Origin of the sequence: Corynebacterium vitaeruminis DSM 20294, from assembly GCF_000550805.1 — a bacterium.
Taxonomy (GTDB): domain Bacteria; phylum Actinomycetota; class Actinomycetes; order Mycobacteriales; family Mycobacteriaceae; genus Corynebacterium; species Corynebacterium vitaeruminis.
Genome location: NZ_CP004353.1, coordinates 2,098,228 through 2,115,396 on the forward strand (window position 1 = coordinate 2,098,228; position 17,169 = coordinate 2,115,396).

Below are 17,169 nucleotides of genomic sequence, written 5' to 3' on the forward strand. Positions count from 1 at the left end.
CCCAGTTTTTGTGTGTGGTTAGTTTATCTGGTGTTCTCGCTCGGCGGCGATCGAGGGGAGTATGTCTTCATGTCCTGTGATGCGGAAGCTGTTTCCTTTGTGGGTGAAGATTTCCGCGTGGTGGACTATTCGGTCAATCATTGCCGCTGCGATAGTCGCGTCACCGAAGCATTCACCCCACCTGGAAAACGGCAGGTTAGATGTCATGATGAGCGAGGCTTTCTCGTATCTGGTCGACACTAGCTGGAAGAACAGGTTGGCGGCTTCGGCTTCTATGGGGATGTAGCCCACCTCGTCGACGATGATGAGGTCATAACGGCCCAGCTTGGCTAAGAGTTTCGGCAGACTACCTGTGGAGTGGGCGTGGGTGAGTTGCTGCACCCAGCCGGCTGCGGTATCGAACAGGACTCGGTGGCCGTGCCGTGCAGCGATGACCCCTAGCCCGATGGCCAGGTGGGTTTTCCCTGTCCCGGGTGGGCCGAGGAAGATGACATTGCAGCCTTGAGCAATCCACGCAGATGTCTCCAACCGGGCGATTTTGGCCCGGTCGATGGCTGGCTGAACCATAAAGTCAAAGTCTTCAATAGTCTTGATGTGGGGAAAGCCTGCACGCTTAATCCGTGCCTGCGCCCCTGATGCCTGACGGGCTGAAGCCTCAACAGACAAGACAGCGGCTAGGTACTCTTCATAGGTCCACCCACCGTCACGGGCTTGTTCGGCCGTGTCATGGTAGGTGCTGCGGATGCGTGGGGCTTTGAGCACTGTGGCGATGTGGGCTAGCTCGGCATCGATTTGCTTGTAATTGATGGCGCTCATGCCGAGTACTCCTGCCAGCCGGTCAGTCGGTCATAGACGTTTAAGTCCGCCGTTTCTACGACAATGTCTCCTAGACGCGGTGTGGGTTGTGCAAGCTGTTGGCGCATCTGTTTCGCCAACCTCTGATGCTGCGGGTCGGTGACCGTGTGGTTTTTGCCCCACACCCTTTCGTGGTCGGCAACAATCAACCCGGTGCCATCGGTAACTAGTACCCGATCGAGTTGTACAAAGATGGTGACAATCTTGCCGATGGCTGAAGGCGATACCGAGTACCGATTAGCATCCACAGACACGTAGTAGTTCCTCGGTAACCGTACCTGCCTGGTCAAACCGGTCTGCGGTGGATACGGGGGAAGCGGATTCATAGCAGCCTTGTCGACTACCCATCGGTCTACCGGGCGTTGCGCCAAGCTGGCGTGCACACGAGTGTTCGCAATCGTGTCAATCCACCCATCAAGCTGTGCTTGCGCGTCCTGATGATCGGCAAAGTGCCGGCCGGGGAAAAACGATGTTTTCAGGTACTCGTTGTGGCGTTCGACAATGCCTTTCGTTTCCGGATCCCTCGGCGGGGCTTGTTTGATGCGCACACCCAACGTGCCGGAAAACCCGACGACCTGATCGACGAGGCGTTTCTGGCCGATGCCGGATTCGTGATCCCACAACAGTTGCTTGGGTACTACGCCAAAACGTTGCTGAAGCAACAGCCACATCCCAGACACCAGATCACCGGTTGTCCTAGTGGGAAGAACACACGCGGCCATGAACCTGGAATACGATGCCACCATCACCAACACCGGGAACACCCCCGCGTGACCATGCGTATCGGGGATACCGTCATCGGGGAACATGAGGTCACATTGAATCTGCACACCTGGCTTATGGTCGAGGGTATCGACTGGGTCGTGGGGGAGATACTCGGGGCGGATTCGACGGATGTTTTCCCTAAACCACGACATCGAGCCCTGCCAGGCGACGCGCTGTGCGATAACCGTGGCTTTCATATCAGGGACCTCGTCGAGCAAGGCCCTAACGTCCAGTTCCACCTCGTCAAACGCGGTCTTTTGTGGAGCTCGTTTGGAATACGACGGAGGTGTGTTGCTGGCTAAGGCCCGCTCTACCGTCTTTTTCGCGCAGCCGACTGTTGCTGCGATCTTGCGAATCGACATGCCATCTTTGCGCAAAATCCTGATCTGCGCCCAATCATCCATGGAAATCACCCATCCAATTCTTCTCGGATGGGCTACTTTTCCACCGTCATTCTTGGGCTACTTTTCCACCGTCACTGACAGACGTGCGGAAGCGCGAAAAAGAACGCTGATCTCTGACTAATGAATAACCACCCTCAGGCCCGCGGGGGTAGCCGCGGAATTGATGCCCGATGCGTTTCATTTTCAAATAGAGCTTCGCGCATAATCCCAGGTATGAAGAAGTCTCTCCTCATCGCTGCTTCCCTCGCTGCGGCAGCCTCCCTTACCTTGTCCGCCTGTTCGTCCGACGACTCCTCCGGAAACGGCGCAAGCCAGGCCACTGAAACCACCACGACCACGGCACAGGCTTCCGCCCTCGAGGGCACTTGGAAGCAGACCAACTCTGCGGATCCCAGTAGGCAGATGGAAGCCGTCATCACCGACAACACGATCACCATCAACTGGCCAGCCTTCGACGCCGAAGGCAAGCCCATTTATTGGATCGGCACCTTCGACGAAAGCGCGGCTGCCCAAGGCGGAACGATCACCTCGACTCGAGACAAGTCGGCTACCGATTCCCTCCTGCTGGCTTCCACCTCAGATACGAAAGACTTCACCGTCAACGATGGGAAGATCTCCTTTGGAGTTTCCATGCAAGATCTGTCGATGACGGTCGAGATGGAAAAGGAATCCGACGAGGTACCGACGCCTACGACCGTACGCAACTCGGATGCAGCGAACTCCTTCGAGAACGGAGTCCTCGAGACCGCGAAGCTCCGGATCAAGATCACCGATTCCAGGGTCATTCACCCAGGTGAGCCGGGCAACGAGTATGGGGATAAGCCCGTCATCGCGTTTTACTACGACATCACCAACAAGACCGACGAGGACCTGTCTGCCCTGGATTGGGCTTTTTACTTCGATGCCTTCCAAGACAACAATCCTAATACCGTCAACCAGCTCGAGACAGGCCCGAATCCCGATAGCGAGCTCAGCAGCAGTAGCTACGAGAAGATCAAGAAGAACGGCACAGCACAAGGCGCGGTGGCTTACTACCTCGATGACGAGGTAACCCCGGTGGAGCTGGTCGCCAAGATCTTCCCAGGCGACACCGAGATCGGCCGCCAGACCTTCCCAGTCTCCTAGCCGCCCCAGACAAAAACCCTGACCTTCATCCACGCGGGTTGCAGGTCAGGGTTTGATTGTGGGGCCACCGGGGCTCGAACCCGGGACCAACGGATTATGAGTCCGCAGCTCTAACCGACTGAGCTATAGCCCCACGTCGCAGCGCCGTTCGGTACGCACAAGGTACGCGAGGCAGAAGCAACGCGTTCGATTATATAGAGGAGTGTCCACATTCCTAAAACGGACACCCACGCGACCCAATATCGCCCATTACCTGCAGATTTGCACGACTATCCGCGCCCGCTATATAGTTATCACTCGTTGGCAGGCAATGCCTGGCTACGATAATCCGCCATAGCTCAGTTGGCAGAGCATTCGACTGTTAATCGAAGGGTCACTGGTTCGAGCCCAGTTGGCGGAGCAGAAGCTTCATAGAGGTCCTAGCGCAGGCTAGGGCCTCTTTTTCTTTGTTTATTCTCAGGTTGGCTAGAATACTCAACCATGTCCTCCCAACCCTCACGCACGTCCCTCCCCGCCATCATCGGCGGTCTCGCGCTGGTGCTGGTCGCGGCCTTCTTCGGGATTGACCTCGGCGGGGGCCACGGTGGTTCGTCGGCAAGCTCGTCGACGTCCGTGGCCGCGCCTGGCAGTTCGGCGAGTAACGCCGTAGGCAAGGCGTCGGCAAGCGCGAAAACGGCGACGACTTCGGCGCAGAAGGCGGACGGCGACTCCTGCCCCGTGAACACGCTGCCTGCGGAGGCCGACACCGTCATTGACGAGATCCGCGCGGGCGGGCCGTTCGCGCACCCGGACAACGACGGCGTGCGCTTTGGCAACTACGAGGGCGTGCTGCCGAAGCAGTCGAGCAACTATTACCGCGAGTACACGGTGGACACGCCAGGGCTCAACCACCGCGGGGAGCGGCGCATCGTCACCGGCGGCGGCAGCGCGACCGACCCCGACGTGTGGTACTACACCGACGATCACTACGAGAGCTTCTGCCAGATCCCGGATGCGGAGAACTAGATGAACGTCACGATCACCACCCCCGTCACCACCGTCGGGGAGTTCTACCGCGCGCTGTCTTCGCAGCTCGAGCTGGGCGGCCGCGGGATCCCCAACGCCGACGCGCTTGCAGACATCCTGCGCGAGAAGCTCGTAGCTACCGTCACCGTCACCGGTTGGGGCATTTCGCTTTCCGACGCCTTGTTGGTGCTCAAAGTGTTCCGCGACCTAGGCGTCACCCTGCGCTTTTCCTAATACCCCGCGCTAGCCGAGGAAGCCGGTGAGGTCGGCGCTTTGCTTGGCGATGCGCTCGAGCCGCGACTCGGTCATCGACGCGATCTGGTCGATGATGACCCGCTGGCGCGCGGCGTCGGTGTCCGCCATGGTCCACCACTGCGCGAACATCGGGTCGAGCGTGCCGGGCGTGCCCGCTGCGAGGTAGTCGTAGACCCGGAAGATGCGGTCGCGCTGGCGGTCCTGGCGGGCCTTGTGGCTCGGCTCGTCCATGACGTAGAGCACCGCGATGGTCTTGAGCAAGGTGACCTCGGCAAGCACCTGATCGGGGATGACGACGTCGCCGTAGGTGCGCCCGAGCGGCGAACCGCCCGCGTCCTTGGTCGCCTCGATGACGGCGCCGACGTAGCGGCCCACGAGGTGGCTGGTCATGGCCTTCAGCCGCGCGTGCCCGCGCAGCGATCCGTCGAAGTCGATGTTCGCGTTAACCACGTCGAGCTTGCGCAAGTGGTCGGCGGCGTCCATGAGCCCCTCGGGGCTGCCGCCGAAGGCCTTCGCGCCCTTCTCCGCGAGCTGGGCGAGCTCCACCAGGTCCCACAGAACGCCGAGGTTGATGCGGCCGGAGAGGATGCCGTCCTCCACGTCGTGGACGGAGTAGGCGATGTCGTCGGCGAAGTCCATGGCCTGGGCCTCGGTGCTGGCGCGGCGGTCCTCGTGTCCCTCGCGCACCCAGGCGAGGATGTGGGCGTCCTCGTCGTAGCAACCGTACTTGCGGTTGACGCTGCCGTCCGGGTTGGTCTTGGTGCGCGGGTACTTGCACGCGGCGTCCAGCGCCGCGCGGGTGAGGTTGAGCCCGTAGGAGACATCGTCATCGTCGATGACCTTCGGCTCCAGCCGGGACAGGATGCGCAGGGTCTGCGCGTTGCCCTCGAAGCCGCCGCAGTCCTCGGCCAGTTCGTTGAGCGCCACCTCCCCGTTGTGCCCGTAGGGCGGGTGGCCGATGTCGTGGGTGAGCCCCGCCATCTCGCACAGGTCGGGGTTGAGCCCTAGGCCCCCGCCGATGCCGCGGGCGATCTGCGCGACCTCCAGCGAGTGGGTGAGCCGGGTGCGCGGGGTGTCCCCGTCGCGCGGGCCGACGACCTGCGTCTTGTCCGCCAGCCGGCGCAGCGCCGCGGAGTGCAGGACGCGGGCGCGGTCGCGGGAGAACGGTCCGCGCTCGTCGTCGTGCGCCACCAGCTGGCTGCCCTTTTCGGGCTCGGCGAGGCGGCGGGCTACGTCGTGGGCGGAGTACTCATACATGGTTTTCATTGTGCCAGCGCTAGGCGACATCTCTCCCGGACGACGCCGGGTTTTGCGGATTTTAGGTGTGCCGGATGTAGTCGATCCGGGTGCCGCGGGAGGGACGAAGCCGGATCTCGCCCTCGCGCAGGAGGTCCTCCACCACGGCGGCGAGCCTGTCGCCGAGGAACCGCCGGGAGATCACCACCGCCATGCCGCCGCACTCGTGCAGGAGCGTGAGCAGCCAGTGCCTGCCCGGGAAGCGGGTGGGCGTAAACGGGGTGCCGGAGGCCTTGGCGTCAAGCCCCAGCTGCCTGGCGATGAGCTCCGCGCGCAGGGCGTGGTTGGGGTCGGTGACGATGAGGAAGCTCGAGTGCGGGAAGGTGTGGGCGAGCGCCTGCAGCGAGCCGCGCGAGTCGTTGCCCACGGGCAGCTCGTGGACGAGACTGGCGTCCACGTGGGCGGCGAGCAGGTACTCGCGGCCGACCTGGGCCTCGGTGAACCTATCCCCCGGCAGGCTCCCGCCGAGGGTGATGACCGGCTGGCAGCGGTTTTCCTCCCACAGCTTCGCCGCCCAGCGCAGCCGCGCCGCCAGCTGCTTGCTGGGCACGCCGTCGTACTGCGCGGTGCCGAGCACCGCGATCATGTCGAAGCGCCCGAACTCGTTGCGCGGGTGGATGGCGCCGCGGACGACGATGGCGGCGGGGATGAGCAAAAGGCCCGCGCCGAGGGCGGCGCCGGCGACGAGAGCAGGTCGAACCATGCTCCCAGTGTGCCAGAGCGATGGGGCGCGGTGTCGCCGTCACGGCACATCGGTGGCGATCCCCTATCCCGTGGCCAGCCGACAAACACCCGGGGTAAGCGTTTTCATTAAACATTCAGAGTTGAATAATGTTCAATTCATGAAGAAGTCTCTTCTCGCGCTCTCCCTCAGCGCGGCACTGACCTGCGGCGTCGTCGCCCCCGCCCACGCGCAAGAGGCCGCCCCCGCGGCCACCGATCAGCTCTCCAGCCAGAGCGTCTCCTCCGGTTCCTCTGAGGCCGACGCCGACTCCACCGAGGACGCCGGCTCCTCGAAGGCTGGCACCGCCATCGTCGTCATCCTCGGCGTCGGCGCCGTCGCGGGGCTGGTCGCCGCGGGTGTCTCCTGGGCCGTGGCCAACCGCATGATCCCGAACCCGCTCCCGGGCATCATCCCGGATCCCCCGGCGCCCGCACCGGCCCCGGCTCCCGCTCCTGCGCCCGCCCCGGTCCAGGCCGTCGCGCCGGCGCCCGCGCCCGCGCAGGTGTCGCGCACCTACGCCAACTTCACCGAGGTGTGGAACGTGCTCGGCCGCCCCATCCACTCGAACGAGCCGGGCTTCCATTCGGGCCTCGACCGCGATGGCGACGGCGTCGGCTGCGAGTCCCGCCCGAAGTAACTTCTCTTCCTTGTTTCCCCCCTGCCACCTACGCTTGCGCGTGGGTGGCTTTTTCTTTGCAGGTAGCGCCCGTGTCGGGGCCGCCCGCTATTGTTAGAGGCATGATGAAGCCGCAGTCAGGGAAAGTTCGCCGCATCCTCGCCGCCACGGGCGTGGCCGTCGGGTGTTGCATCGGGGGGATCGCCCCCGGAGTCGCGCTGGCGGACGATGTCCACGTGCTCGCCGAGGCGCCGCAGCGCTACACCGCGTCGGTGACGGACACCACCGGCACGCTCACCCAGGCCCAGGTGGACGAGATCACCACCGCGGTGCAGAACACCGAGTCGCAGCTGCGCCTCAAGCTGTACGTGGTGTTCGTCAACAACTTCAATGACATCACGCCCGAGGTGTGGACCTCCCAGGCGCTGTCTGCCAACGGCGGGGAGAACGCCGCCATCTACGCGGTGAGCATCGGCACCCGCGAGTTCGGTGTGCAGACCGGCGACCAGTGGCCCACGGGCGCGGTGGACAACATGTACAACGCCGCCTTCGACTCGCTCCAGAAGGAGGACTGGGCCGGGTCTGCGGTCGCGGTGGCCCAGGCGGCAACCGACGCCTCGTCGTCGACAAGCGGCAGCGGAACCACAACGAGCAAGGACGGCTCTGGCGTCGGCTGGCTCGGCGCGGGTGCCGCGAGCGTGGCGCTGGCCGGCGGCGGAATCTGGGCCTACGGGCGCAGGAAGAAGAAGGCGGACACGCAGGCCGCCGTGGAGCAGGGCCGCGAGATCGCGCCCGGCAACGCGGGTGATCTCATGCAGCTGCCCACCGCCGCGCTGGAGAAGCTGGCGCAGGAGGAGCTGGTCTCCACCGACGAGTCGATCCGCAAGGGCCGCGAGGAGCTGGACATCGCGGTGTCCGAGTTCGGCGCCGAGCGCACGCGCTCCTTCACCCGTGCGATGAACCACTCCACCACCACCTTGCAAAAGGCCTTCGAGCTTAAGCAGCGGCTCGACTCGAAGGCGGTGCGCGACGAGGCCGAGCGCCGCAGCCTGCTGGTGGACATCATCTCCTCCTGCGGCAGCGCCGACGACGCCCTCGACGCCGAGGCCCACAACTTCGCGGAGATGCGCAACCTGCTGGTCAACGCCCCCGACGCGCTGGACAAGCTCACCCAGACCACGGTCGACCTGCGCGCCCGCCTGCCCAAGGCGCAGGACACGCTCGCGGGGCTGCAGCAGCAGTACTCGGCGGAGATGCTCTCCTCCATCGCCCACAACGTGGACATGGCCGAGGTGAGCATCACCCAGGCGGAGAAGTTCATCGACACCGGCCGCGGGCTCGTGGCCAAGCCCGCCGGCGAGCAGGGCGGGCTCATCGACTCCGTCCGCCAGGCCGAGGACGCGGCCACCCACGCCGACAAGCTCATCACCGGCATCGAGAACGCCAGCGCCACCATCGCCACGGCGATGTCGGGCCTGCCCGCGCTCATCACCGAGGTCGAGGGCGAGATCACCGAGGCGCTCTCGCTGCGCGAGCAGGGCCAGGCGCAGCGCACCTCCGCCGACTGGACCGAGCTCGACGCCGCGGTCGCGCAGTCGCGCACGGTGCTCGACGCCGCCAAGGCCAAGGGGCAGGCCGACCCGCTCGGCCAGTGGACCGCGCTCACCGACGTCGACTCCCGCCTCGACGCGGTGCTCGACACCGTCCGGGCGGAGACCGCCGACCACGCGCGCCAGCTCCAGCTCTTCGACCAGCAGCTCGCCGCGGCGGGCTCCGCCATCCAGGCCGCGAGCGACTTCATCTCCACCCGCGGCCGCGTCATCGGCTCCTCGGCGCGCACCAAGCTTGCCGACGCCCAAAGGCTGCACGCCCAGGCCCAGCAGCAGCGCACCTCGGACACCCGCGCCGCCACGGGCTACGCGCGCCAGGCCGCCAACGCGGCGCAGGCCTCGCTGAGCGCCGCCCAGCGCGACGTCGACGACTACCAGCGCCGCCAGAACCGCAACAACAGCTCCGGCACCACCGGTGCGATCATCACCGGCATGGTCCTCAACGAGATCTTAAGCGGCGGCCGCGGTGGCTTCGGCGGAGGGTTCGGTGGCGGCGGCGGATTTGGCGGGGGCGGTGGCGGCTTCGGCGGCGGTGGCGGTGGCTTCCGCGGCGGCCGTTTCTAGGCGCACGGATGTGGGGCAGCTCGTTGGAGCTGCCCCACTTTTTTAGTAGCGCATGTTCTTGACCGGGATGTCCACCAAGAGGCACCCGAAGCTTAAGAAAACGATGTCCTCGATCGGGGTGTCGTCCTCGCGGACCTTCATCACCAGCTGCCCGCCGACCAGCGCCTTGAGGTAGGCGATCACCTCGCCCTGCTCGTTAAAGACGCGGCGCTCCTTGCGCCACGGGCTCGTGCGTTCGAGGATGTAGTGTCGGCCCGTGCAGTCGGCCACCAGGCGGTGGACGGTGAAGCCCTCCTTGCGCATGGTGAACACCTGCCCGTCCGTGGCGGTGGCGCGCACGCGGAAGCCCATCGTGGTTCCGAGGCTCGACTCCACGAGCAGGCGCTGCTCGCGGATGTGGAGGACGTCGGCGCTGACGGTGGCGAGCACCTCGCCGTCGTCCGTGCAGAAGTCGTCCCCCACCCACGTGAGCGTTGTTGGAAAAGCATCCATGATGTGTCCTACTGTACTCGGCGCGGGAGGGGGACGAGGCGGCTCCTAGAGTGCCGCGAAAATGATGACCGGGATGAGCAGCACGAGGCCGATGATGAGCGACCAGGTGGACACGCTCAGCCGCGACTCGAGGGTGCGCTTGGTCACGAGCGAGAGGAAGATCTTCTCCTCGCGCCCAAGGCCCGAGCCCTCCTCGAACTCAGTGATCGACTTGCGCACGCCGTTGTTGCCGCCCGAGAACTGCCCGAGCTTGGTCTCCTCGGCATCGCTTGCCACGTAGACCCAGTCGTTTCGCTGCTCGTTGATGGCCAAGATCGGCTGCCCGAGCTGGATCTCCAGCCGCTTGGCGCGGGTGAACTTCTTGTCGCCGGAGTTGGCCGAGAACACCTTTCCGCCCGGCAGGGTTGCCTGGAGGTCGGTGTCGGTGGCGAGCACGCGCCACTCCTGGCCGTCCACGGTCGCGCCGAACTCCTCCGAAGGCCAGTTCTGCGGCAGATCGAGGATCTGCGAGCCTTGGTCGTCGAGAAGCGAAACGACGTGCTCATCGCCCTGCTTGCGGCGGTTGCCCCACTGCGTGTACCGCATTCTTAGCAACCGATCAGGCGGGAGGCGAGGTAGGACTGCAGGTCCTCGAGCTTGACGCGCTCCTGGGCCATGGTGTCGCGCTCGCGCACGGTGACGGCGCCGTCCTCGAGGGTGTCGAAGTCGACGGTCACGCAGAACGGGGTGCCGATCTCGTCCTGGCGGCGGTAGCGGCGGCCGATGGCGCCGGAGGTGTCGTAGTCGATGTTCCAGAACTGGCGCAGCTGGGCCGCCAGCTCCTCTGCCTTGTCGGTCAGCGGCTCCTTCTTCGACAGCGGGAGCACCGCCACCTTCACCGGCGACAGGCGGTAGTCGAGCTTGAGCACGACGCGCTTGTCGACGCCGCCCTTGGCGTTGGGGGCCTCGTCCTCGTGGTAGGCGTCGACGAGGAAGGCCATCATGGAACGGCCCAGGCCCGCGGCCGGCTCGATGACGTAGGGGATCCAGCGCTCGCCGGTGGTCTGGTCGAAGTAGGACAGGTCCTCCCCGGAGCCCTCGGAGTGGACGCGCAGGTCGTAGTCGGTGCGGTTGGCGATGCCCTCGAGCTCGCCCCACTTGGAGTTCTGGAAGTTGAAGGCGTACTCGATGTCGACGGTGCGCTTGGAGTAGTGGGAGAGCTTCTCCTTCGGGTGCTCGTACAGGCGCAGGTTGTCGGCGTTCACGCCCAGGTCGAGGTACCACTGGTGGCGGGCGTCAATCCAGTACTGGTGCCATTCCTCGTCGGTGCCCGGCTTGACGAAGAACTCCATCTCCATCTGCTCGAACTCGCGGGTACGGAAGATGAAGTTGCCCGGGGTGATCTCGTTGCGGAAGGACTTGCCGATGTTGGCGATGCCGAACGGGGGCTTCATGCGCGCGGAGGTCATGACGTTCTTGAAGTTGACGAAGATGCCCTGGGCGGTCTCCGGGCGCAGGTAGTGCAGGCCCTCCTCGTCGTCGACGGGGCCGAGGAAGGTCTTAAGCAGGCCGGAGAAGGCCCTCGGCTCGGTCCAGGCGCCCGGCTGGCCGGTCTCGGGGTCGTTGATGTCGGCCAGGCCGTTGGGGGCCGGGTGTCCGTGCTTCTCCTCGTAGGCCTCGAGCAGGTGGTCGGCGCGGTAGCGCTTGTGGGTGTGCAGGGACTCCACCAGCGGGTCGGTGAAGACCTCGACGTGGCCGGAGCTCACCCAGGTCTGGCGGGGCAGGATGACGGAGGTGTCCACACCCACGACGTCCGGACGCGAGGTCACCATGGAGCGCCACCACTGGCGCTTGATGTTCTCCTTCAGCTCCACGCCCAGCGGACCGTAGTCCCATGCCGAGCGGGTACCGCCGTAGATCTCGCCGCAGGGGTAGACCAGGCCGCGGCGCTTACAGAGATTGACGACGGTGTCGATGACGTTGTTCGAAGCCATGAGGTTTTGAACACTCCTTATAGGTATTGAGGCTTACGCACCGCTGGCTGCGGTGCCCAGTGCTGTGCCCGGCGGGCGCGAGCACACGCCCCCGAAACATTCCCCATATTCTAGCCTGTCCACCCGGTTTTATCGCTTTGGGTGGCCGGTTGCCGTAGGCGTCGACAAGCAGCAAAAACTGCCTGGGCTTCATCGCTCTCGCGCGCCTGCTACCCCTTTTTGAGGTTCATTTCGCATAGGAACAGGTCACGTTTTCGACTGCCCCCAGTAATAAGGTGGGACTTCAGGCCATTCTAAGGTTAAGATAAGTATTCGAGTATGAATTGAAATTAGTATGCGAGGAAACGCATTCCCCTCACATCTCTACTCAGACACTCGCGTAAACCTGAATTACCCACCCGTCGAGACATCGCTGTCACCCAGGAGAAGATGATGGAGACCCAAACCACTCCTACCAACCGGCACCCCAACCCGGCCACCGTTACCGACTCCCCGCTCCCCGCAGCGTTTTCTTTTAACGAGCAGGACGAGGCACTCCCCCTCCAGGACCTGCTCGGGCTCTTCCATGCGCTCGATTCCCAGATCCGCATTCACATCATCGACCTTCTCTCGCAGCGCGACCACTACGTGTTTGAGCTGGTAGAGATCCTCGGCTCCAGCCAGCCGCTGGTGAGCCAGCACCTTCGGGTTCTCAAGAATTCCGGCCTCATCGACTCCTCCCGGGTGGGCAGGCAGGTGACCTATCGGCTGGCACAGCCGGAGGTGCTTCCGCTCATCGCGACGGCGCGAAACATCCTGCGTTCCATCAACGAGCAGCGCAAAGAAGTGTAATTTGCATCACCTGATTGGGACGTTGTAGCGGTTTTTAACTGTCGCCCGACAGTACTGACCGCACCCTGAGCTGCAACTTCCCCCTGGGCCCACCAATAGGTAAATAGGTGACACATTTACCAGTTTTAAAGAAAACTAGAAATCGAATTAAATAATCTCGTGATAGTTGCGGTTAAACTATCCACAATCGAGTCATTTAGTGATTCACAGCTATTTGCCAAACTTTTGGCAGCAGGACTTTAACACCAAGTCGTAGCCTTGCGTGCAGTTGAAAAGTCCAGCCAACCAAAAGGGTGGCCAACCTTTTTCTATCGAAGAAACTTTCTCTTGGCGCGGCCCCGTACGCGCTTGCCTTTTGAAAGGACAACACATGTCACCCACCATCGATCGGACTGTGCCGAAGCTCGGCGTGCGCAGCACCCGTCAGCGCACCGCCGTCGTGAACGTCCTGCGCGACCTGGAGAACTTCGCCTCCGCGAAGACCATCCACCAGGAGCTCACCAACCGCAACCTGCGCGTGGGCCTGACCACCGTGTACCGCACCCTGCAGTCGCTGACCGACATCAAGGCCGTCGATGTGCTGCACATGTCCAACGGTGAGACTCTCTACCGCCACTGCGTGACCGAGGAGCACCACCACCACCTGGTGTGCACCAACTGCGGCAAGACGGTCGAGATCGACGGCGGCCCCGTCGAGAAGTGGGCCAACGAGGTCTGCGCAACCCACGGCTTTACCCTGACCGGGCACGAGGCCGAGGTCTTCGGCCTGTGCGCCGACTGCGCCGCAAAGAAGTCCTAATCGCCCCTTTAAGGTCGCAAAAGCGAAAGCCGCCGCTACAACCATGTAGCGGCGGTTCTTTTTGTCCCGAAAGATGATTTGGAAATAGCATTTTCCGCGAAACAACGAGAATTAGGGGGCATTTATAAACGCCTTTAAATGCGACTACCCTCTCTCACTTTGTTAGATTGCTATCTCATCGATAGCCGAGGGAGGGGTCTCAGCTTGCCGCCACGCCGAAGAGCGTGCCGAGCGCATAGGTCACGCCCGCCGCGCCGAGCCCGACGCACAGCTGCCGGATGGCGCGCATGAGCGGCGGCTTGCCGGACAGCACGCCCGTAATGGAGCCCGTCACCATGAGGGAGAGCCCCACGAGGACGAGCGCCACGACGCCGGAGACCAGGGTGGGCAGGCCGAAGATGAACGGGATGATCGGGATGAACGCGCCGGTGCCGAAGCACAGGAAGCTGGAGATCGCGGCCGTCCACGCAGCCCCCTGGGTGTCCGGCACCGACACGGCACCGGCGTTGAGGATCTCGCCGTTGACGTGGTGGGTGCTTTCCAGCTGCTCGAAGACCTTCGCCGCCTGCACCTCGGCCTCGATCTCGCTCATGCCGCGGGCGCGGTAAACGAGCGCGAGCTCGTTGGCATCGACGTCGAGGAGCGGGACCGCCTTGCCCGCCCGCGGGTGCGGCGTGGAGGCGTCGAGCAGCTCGCTTTGGCTCTTGACCGAGATGTACTCCCCCGCGCCCATGGAGAGCGCGCCGGCCAGCAGGCCGGAGATGCCGGTGATAAGCACGATGTGAGGCTCGACGCCCGAGGCCATGACACCAAGCACGAGGGCGAGGTTGGAGACGAGCCCGTCGTTCGCGCCGAAGACGGCCGCGCGGAAGCCGCCGCTCATCTGCTCGCGGCCCCGGGACGCAAGCCCGCGCACGATCTCCGCGTGGATGGCCTCGTCGGCCTTCATCTGCCCGGTGGCGTCCTCGTCGTCCCGGTACGGGCTGCGGGTCTCCGCGGTCTGCATCATCGCCAGCGCGAACACGGTGCCGAAGTTTTTGGCCATGAATCCCAGCCAGCGGGTGTGCAGGTCCGGCTTCTGGGGGAAGCCCACGTGCTCGCCCAGGAGGTTGCGCCAGTGGTCCTCGTGGCGCGACTCGGCGTCGGCGATCGCCATGAGGATCTCGCGCTCCTCCCCCTCGCGGTGGCGGGCCAGCTCGCGGTAGACCGCGGCCTCGGCGCGCTCGTTGGCAAGGTACTGCCGCCAGCGCTTGATCTGCTTCGGGGTGGGCTCGGCGCCGCCGAGGCGGCGGTCTTCGTCGACCATCACTACTTGGTCCCTCCGAATCGGCGGTCGCGGCGCGCGTACTCCTCGACGGCGTCGAAGAGGTCCTGCGGAGTGTAGTCCGGAAACAGCTTGTTCTGGAAGACCATCTCCGCGTAGGCCGACTGCCAGATGAGGAAGTTAGAGGTGCGCTTCTCCCCCGACGGGCGCAGGAGGAGATCCACGTCGGGCATCTGCGGGTCGTAGAGGAAGGTGTGGAAGTTCTTCTCCGTGATGTCCTCCGGGCGCAGGGTGCCGGCTTGGACCTGCTTGGCGATGTTCTTCACGGCATCGGTGATCTCGGCGCGGCCGCCGTAGTTGACGCACATGTTGAGCGTCATCTTCGTGTTGTTCTTGGTCTTTTCCTCCGCCGCCTCCAGCTCGCGGATGACGCTGCGCCACAGGCGCGGGCGGCGGCCGGACCAGTGCACCTTCACGCCCCACTCGTTGAGCTGGTCGGTCTGGCGGCGGATGACGTCGCGGTTGAACCCCATGAGGAAGCGCACCTCCTCGGCCGAGCGCCGCCAGTTCTCCGTCGAGAAGGCGTAGGCGGAAAGATAGGGAACCTCCATGGCCAGGCAGGCCTGCACCAAGGACATCAAGACGCCCTCGCCGCGCTTGTGTCCCTCGGTGCGCTTGAGCCCGCGCTCCTGGGCCCAGCGCCCGTTGCCGTCCATGACGAGCGCGATGTGAGAGGGCATGAATTCGGCCGGGATCTGCGGGGGAACAAGATTAGTCACATCGAAATATTGTGCCATCTCGGGGTTCCTAATGGAACTTGTGGATCGATGTTGCGGGGCTAGCCGCGGCGGGCTTGGTCGAGCACGTTGAGGCTCGACAGCTTCTTTTCCATGTGCCACTGGATGTAGGCGCGGGTGAGCTGGTGCGCGGTTGCCACCCGCGCGGGGGTCTCCAGCTCGCGGGCCTCGCCTTCGTAGCCGTTTTGCCACAGCCACATGAGGTGCAAGACCTCCTCGTCCACCTCGGCCGCACCCTGCGGGCGGCAGTTGACGCACACCGCCCCGCCCGGCGCCGGATGGAACGCGTGGTGCGGCCCCACCTGCCCGCACTGCGCGCAGGCGAACAGGCTCGGCGCCCAGCCACACAGGTTCATCGCCTGCAGGAAATAGGTATCCAGCGCCGCGATGGGGTCGGGCGCTGTGCGGATGCTTTCCAGCGCCGCGATGGTGAGGTCATAGAGCTCCTCGGCCTCACCAAAGCTTGCCACGCTGAGCTTTTCGACGGCTTCGAGAACAGCCGAGGCCGCGGCGTAGCGCTCTAGGTCTTCGATGATGCCCGAGGCGAGGAAGGAGACGGTCTCGGCCTGCGTGATGGACTCGAGGTTGCGCCCGGCGTAGAGCTGCACGTCGAGCTCGACGAAGGGCTGGAGACGGGAGCCGAAGCGGCTCTTCGTGCGGCGCACGCCCTTGGCCACGCCACGCACCAGCCCGCGCCCGCGCGTGAGCAGGACGATGATGCGGTCCGCCTCGCCGAAGTCGTAGGTGCGCACAACGATGGCGCGCTCCCGGTAGGACTCCCTTCTCACTAGAAGCCCAGGCGGCCCAGCTGCTTCGGGTCCGACTGCCAGTTCTTGAGCACCTTGATGCGCAGGTCGAGGTACACGTTCTGGCCGAGCAGCTCGATGATCTGCGGGCGGGCCTGGTAGACGATGCGGCCGAGGCGGCGGCCGTCCTTGCCGATGATGATGGACTTCTGCCCGGGGCGCTCGACGTAGATGACGGCGTGGACGTCGAGCACGCCCTCGCGCTCCTCGTTGGGGATGATCTCGTCGACCTGGACCGCCACCGAGTGCGGCAGCTCGTCCTTGAGACCCTTGAGCGCGGCCTCGCGGATGAGCTCGGCGATGCGGGTCTCGGTGTCGTCGTCGGTCAGGTGATCGTCCGGGTAGAACTTCGGCCCCTCGGGCAGCTGGGAGACGATGACGTCGAGCAGGACGTCGCGCTGCTCGCCGGTCAGCGCGGAGACCGGAACGACCTCGCTCTCACCGCCGAGCAGCTCGTGCAGGGCCATGAGCTGGGCCGCGACCTGGTCGCGGGAGGCCTTGTCCACCTTGGTGACGATACCCAGCACCGGGGTCTTCGGGGCGACCTTCTTCACGGCGTCGAGGATCCACTTGTCACCCGGGCCGATCTTCTCGTCCGCCGGGATGGTGATGCCGATGAGATCCATGTCGGCGTAGGTGTCCTTGACCACCTCGTTGAGTCGCTCGCCCAGCAGCGTGCGCGGGCGGTGCAGGCCGGGGGTGTCCACCACGATGATCTGCGCGTCCGGGCGGTGGACGATGCCGCGGATCGGGTGGCGCGTGGTCTCCGGCTGGTCGGCGGTGATGGCGATCTTCTCGCCCACCAGCGCGTTGGTGAGGGTGGACTTGCCCGTGTTCGGGCGGCCGACGAAGGAAATGAATCCGGAGCGGAAGCCCTCCGGGGTATCGGTGTATGACAACACCTGCTCCAATCTGTTAAACGATCACTGCCCGCCTTGGCGTCGACAAGCGGGCAAACCTAGACGCCCCCAATCCTATTCTCGGTTGG

The 17,169-nt window shown here is 64.5% G+C and carries 18 protein-coding genes and 2 tRNA genes; 8 read left to right on the forward strand and 12 right to left on the reverse strand.

All coding sequences use genetic code 11. From position 1 onward, the window contains the following. Positions 1 to 18 precede the first annotated feature (18 nt). A complete protein-coding gene (istB, locus tag B843_RS09525) occupies positions 19 to 816 on the reverse strand; it encodes an IS21-like element helper ATPase IstB (protein ID WP_025252288.1) in 798 nt (265 codons plus the stop codon). Further along, complete coding sequence (gene istA, locus B843_RS09530; RefSeq protein ID WP_081751634.1) at positions 813 to 2,024, reverse strand: IS21 family transposase; 1,212 nt, start codon at positions 2,022 to 2,024, stop codon at positions 813 to 815. Before istA ends, istB begins: the two co-directional genes overlap by 4 nt. A 213-nt stretch (positions 2,025 to 2,237) precedes the next feature. Between istA and B843_RS09535 the strand changes: the two genes are divergently transcribed. Continuing rightward, positions 2,238 to 3,149, forward strand: a complete 912-nt coding sequence (locus tag B843_RS09535; protein ID WP_025253284.1) for a DUF5067 domain-containing protein — start codon at positions 2,238 to 2,240, stop codon at positions 3,147 to 3,149. 59 nt (positions 3,150 to 3,208) lie between these two features. Here the strand turns inward: B843_RS09535 and B843_RS09540 are convergent. Then, a tRNA-Ile gene (locus B843_RS09540) sits at positions 3,209 to 3,282 on the reverse strand. A gap of 194 nt (positions 3,283 to 3,476) precedes the next feature. On the opposite strand from B843_RS09540, the gene B843_RS09545 reads away from it, so the two are divergent. The 3 genes from B843_RS09545 (at position 3,477) to B843_RS09555 (ending at position 4,388) form a co-directional block, all read left to right on the forward strand. Further along, positions 3,477 to 3,549 (forward strand) — tRNA-Asn (locus tag B843_RS09545). An 80-nt stretch (positions 3,550 to 3,629) separates the two neighbouring features. Beyond that, positions 3,630 to 4,154, forward strand: coding sequence for a ribonuclease domain-containing protein (locus B843_RS09550; RefSeq protein WP_025253285.1), 525 nt, complete (start codon positions 3,630 to 3,632; stop codon positions 4,152 to 4,154). After that, a complete protein-coding gene (locus B843_RS09555) occupies positions 4,155 to 4,388 on the forward strand; it encodes a barstar family protein (protein ID WP_025253286.1) in 234 nt (77 codons plus the stop codon). A 9-nt stretch (positions 4,389 to 4,397) separates the two neighbouring features. Here B843_RS09555 and B843_RS09560 read toward each other — a convergent pair whose 3' ends face one another. Together B843_RS09560 and B843_RS09565 are read right to left on the reverse strand one after the other, a co-directional pair. Further along, the gene (locus B843_RS09560; protein WP_025253287.1) at positions 4,398 to 5,666 is read right to left on the reverse strand and encodes a deoxyguanosinetriphosphate triphosphohydrolase; all 1,269 of its coding nucleotides are present in this window, start codon (positions 5,664 to 5,666) and stop codon (positions 4,398 to 4,400) included. Positions 5,667 to 5,727: 61 nt separating this feature from the next. After that, entirely contained in the window at positions 5,728 to 6,408 is a 681-nt protein-coding gene (locus B843_RS09565; RefSeq protein ID WP_025253288.1) for a YdcF family protein, read from the reverse strand. A gap of 139 nt (positions 6,409 to 6,547) precedes the next feature. On the opposite strand from B843_RS09565, the gene B843_RS09570 reads away from it, so the two are divergent. Together B843_RS09570 and B843_RS09575 are read left to right on the forward strand one after the other, a co-directional pair. Beyond that, on the forward strand, positions 6,548 to 7,066 hold the full coding sequence (locus B843_RS09570; protein ID WP_025253289.1) for an excalibur calcium-binding domain-containing protein: 519 nt from the start codon (positions 6,548 to 6,550) through the stop codon (positions 7,064 to 7,066). A gap of 101 nt (positions 7,067 to 7,167) precedes the next feature. Then, complete coding sequence (locus B843_RS09575; protein WP_155895138.1) at positions 7,168 to 9,219, forward strand: TPM domain-containing protein; 2,052 nt, start codon at positions 7,168 to 7,170, stop codon at positions 9,217 to 9,219. 42 nt (positions 9,220 to 9,261) lie between these two features. Here B843_RS09575 and B843_RS09580 read toward each other — a convergent pair whose 3' ends face one another. The 3 genes from B843_RS09580 to B843_RS09590 are packed head-to-tail and all read right to left on the reverse strand — an operon-like array spanning position 9,262 to position 11,684. Further along, complete coding sequence (locus B843_RS09580) at positions 9,262 to 9,711, reverse strand: hypothetical protein (RefSeq protein ID WP_155895139.1); 450 nt, start codon at positions 9,709 to 9,711, stop codon at positions 9,262 to 9,264. A 45-nt stretch (positions 9,712 to 9,756) separates the two neighbouring features. Beyond that, positions 9,757 to 10,296: a hypothetical protein gene (locus B843_RS09585; RefSeq protein WP_025253292.1), complete on the reverse strand. Its 540-nt coding sequence runs from the start codon at positions 10,294 to 10,296 to the stop codon at positions 9,757 to 9,759. 2 nt (positions 10,297 to 10,298) lie between these two features. Beyond that, entirely contained in the window at positions 10,299 to 11,684 is a 1,386-nt protein-coding gene (locus tag B843_RS09590) for a glycine--tRNA ligase (protein WP_025253293.1), read from the reverse strand. A 429-nt stretch (positions 11,685 to 12,113) separates the two neighbouring features. Between B843_RS09590 and B843_RS09595 the strand changes: the two genes are divergently transcribed. Together B843_RS09595 and B843_RS09600 are read left to right on the forward strand one after the other, a co-directional pair. Beyond that, positions 12,114 to 12,515, forward strand: a complete 402-nt coding sequence (locus tag B843_RS09595; RefSeq protein WP_244877320.1) for an ArsR/SmtB family transcription factor — start codon at positions 12,114 to 12,116, stop codon at positions 12,513 to 12,515. 370 nt (positions 12,516 to 12,885) lie between these two features. Beyond that, positions 12,886 to 13,314, forward strand: a complete 429-nt coding sequence (locus tag B843_RS09600; RefSeq protein ID WP_025253295.1) for a Fur family transcriptional regulator — start codon at positions 12,886 to 12,888, stop codon at positions 13,312 to 13,314. A 199-nt stretch (positions 13,315 to 13,513) separates the two neighbouring features. Here the strand turns inward: B843_RS09600 and B843_RS09605 are convergent, their stop codons facing one another. Genes B843_RS09605 through era form a run of 4 tightly spaced genes read right to left on the reverse strand, consistent with a single transcriptional unit; the run spans position 13,514 to position 17,080 of the window. Beyond that, on the reverse strand, positions 13,514 to 14,620 hold the full coding sequence (locus B843_RS09605) for a VIT1/CCC1 transporter family protein (protein WP_038595443.1): 1,107 nt from the start codon (positions 14,618 to 14,620) through the stop codon (positions 13,514 to 13,516). A gap of 2 nt (positions 14,621 to 14,622) precedes the next feature. After that, on the reverse strand, positions 14,623 to 15,375 hold the full coding sequence (locus B843_RS09610; protein ID WP_034649593.1) for an isoprenyl transferase: 753 nt from the start codon (positions 15,373 to 15,375) through the stop codon (positions 14,623 to 14,625). A 41-nt stretch (positions 15,376 to 15,416) separates the two neighbouring features. Next, complete coding sequence (gene recO, locus B843_RS09615) at positions 15,417 to 16,163, reverse strand: DNA repair protein RecO (RefSeq protein ID WP_025253298.1); 747 nt, start codon at positions 16,161 to 16,163, stop codon at positions 15,417 to 15,419. Next, positions 16,163 to 17,080 (reverse strand): GTPase Era, encoded by a 918-nt coding sequence (era, locus tag B843_RS09620; protein ID WP_025253299.1) that lies wholly within the window; start codon positions 17,078 to 17,080, stop codon positions 16,163 to 16,165. The genes recO and era overlap by 1 nt, the downstream gene beginning before the upstream one ends. Positions 17,081 to 17,169 lie beyond the last annotated feature (89 nt).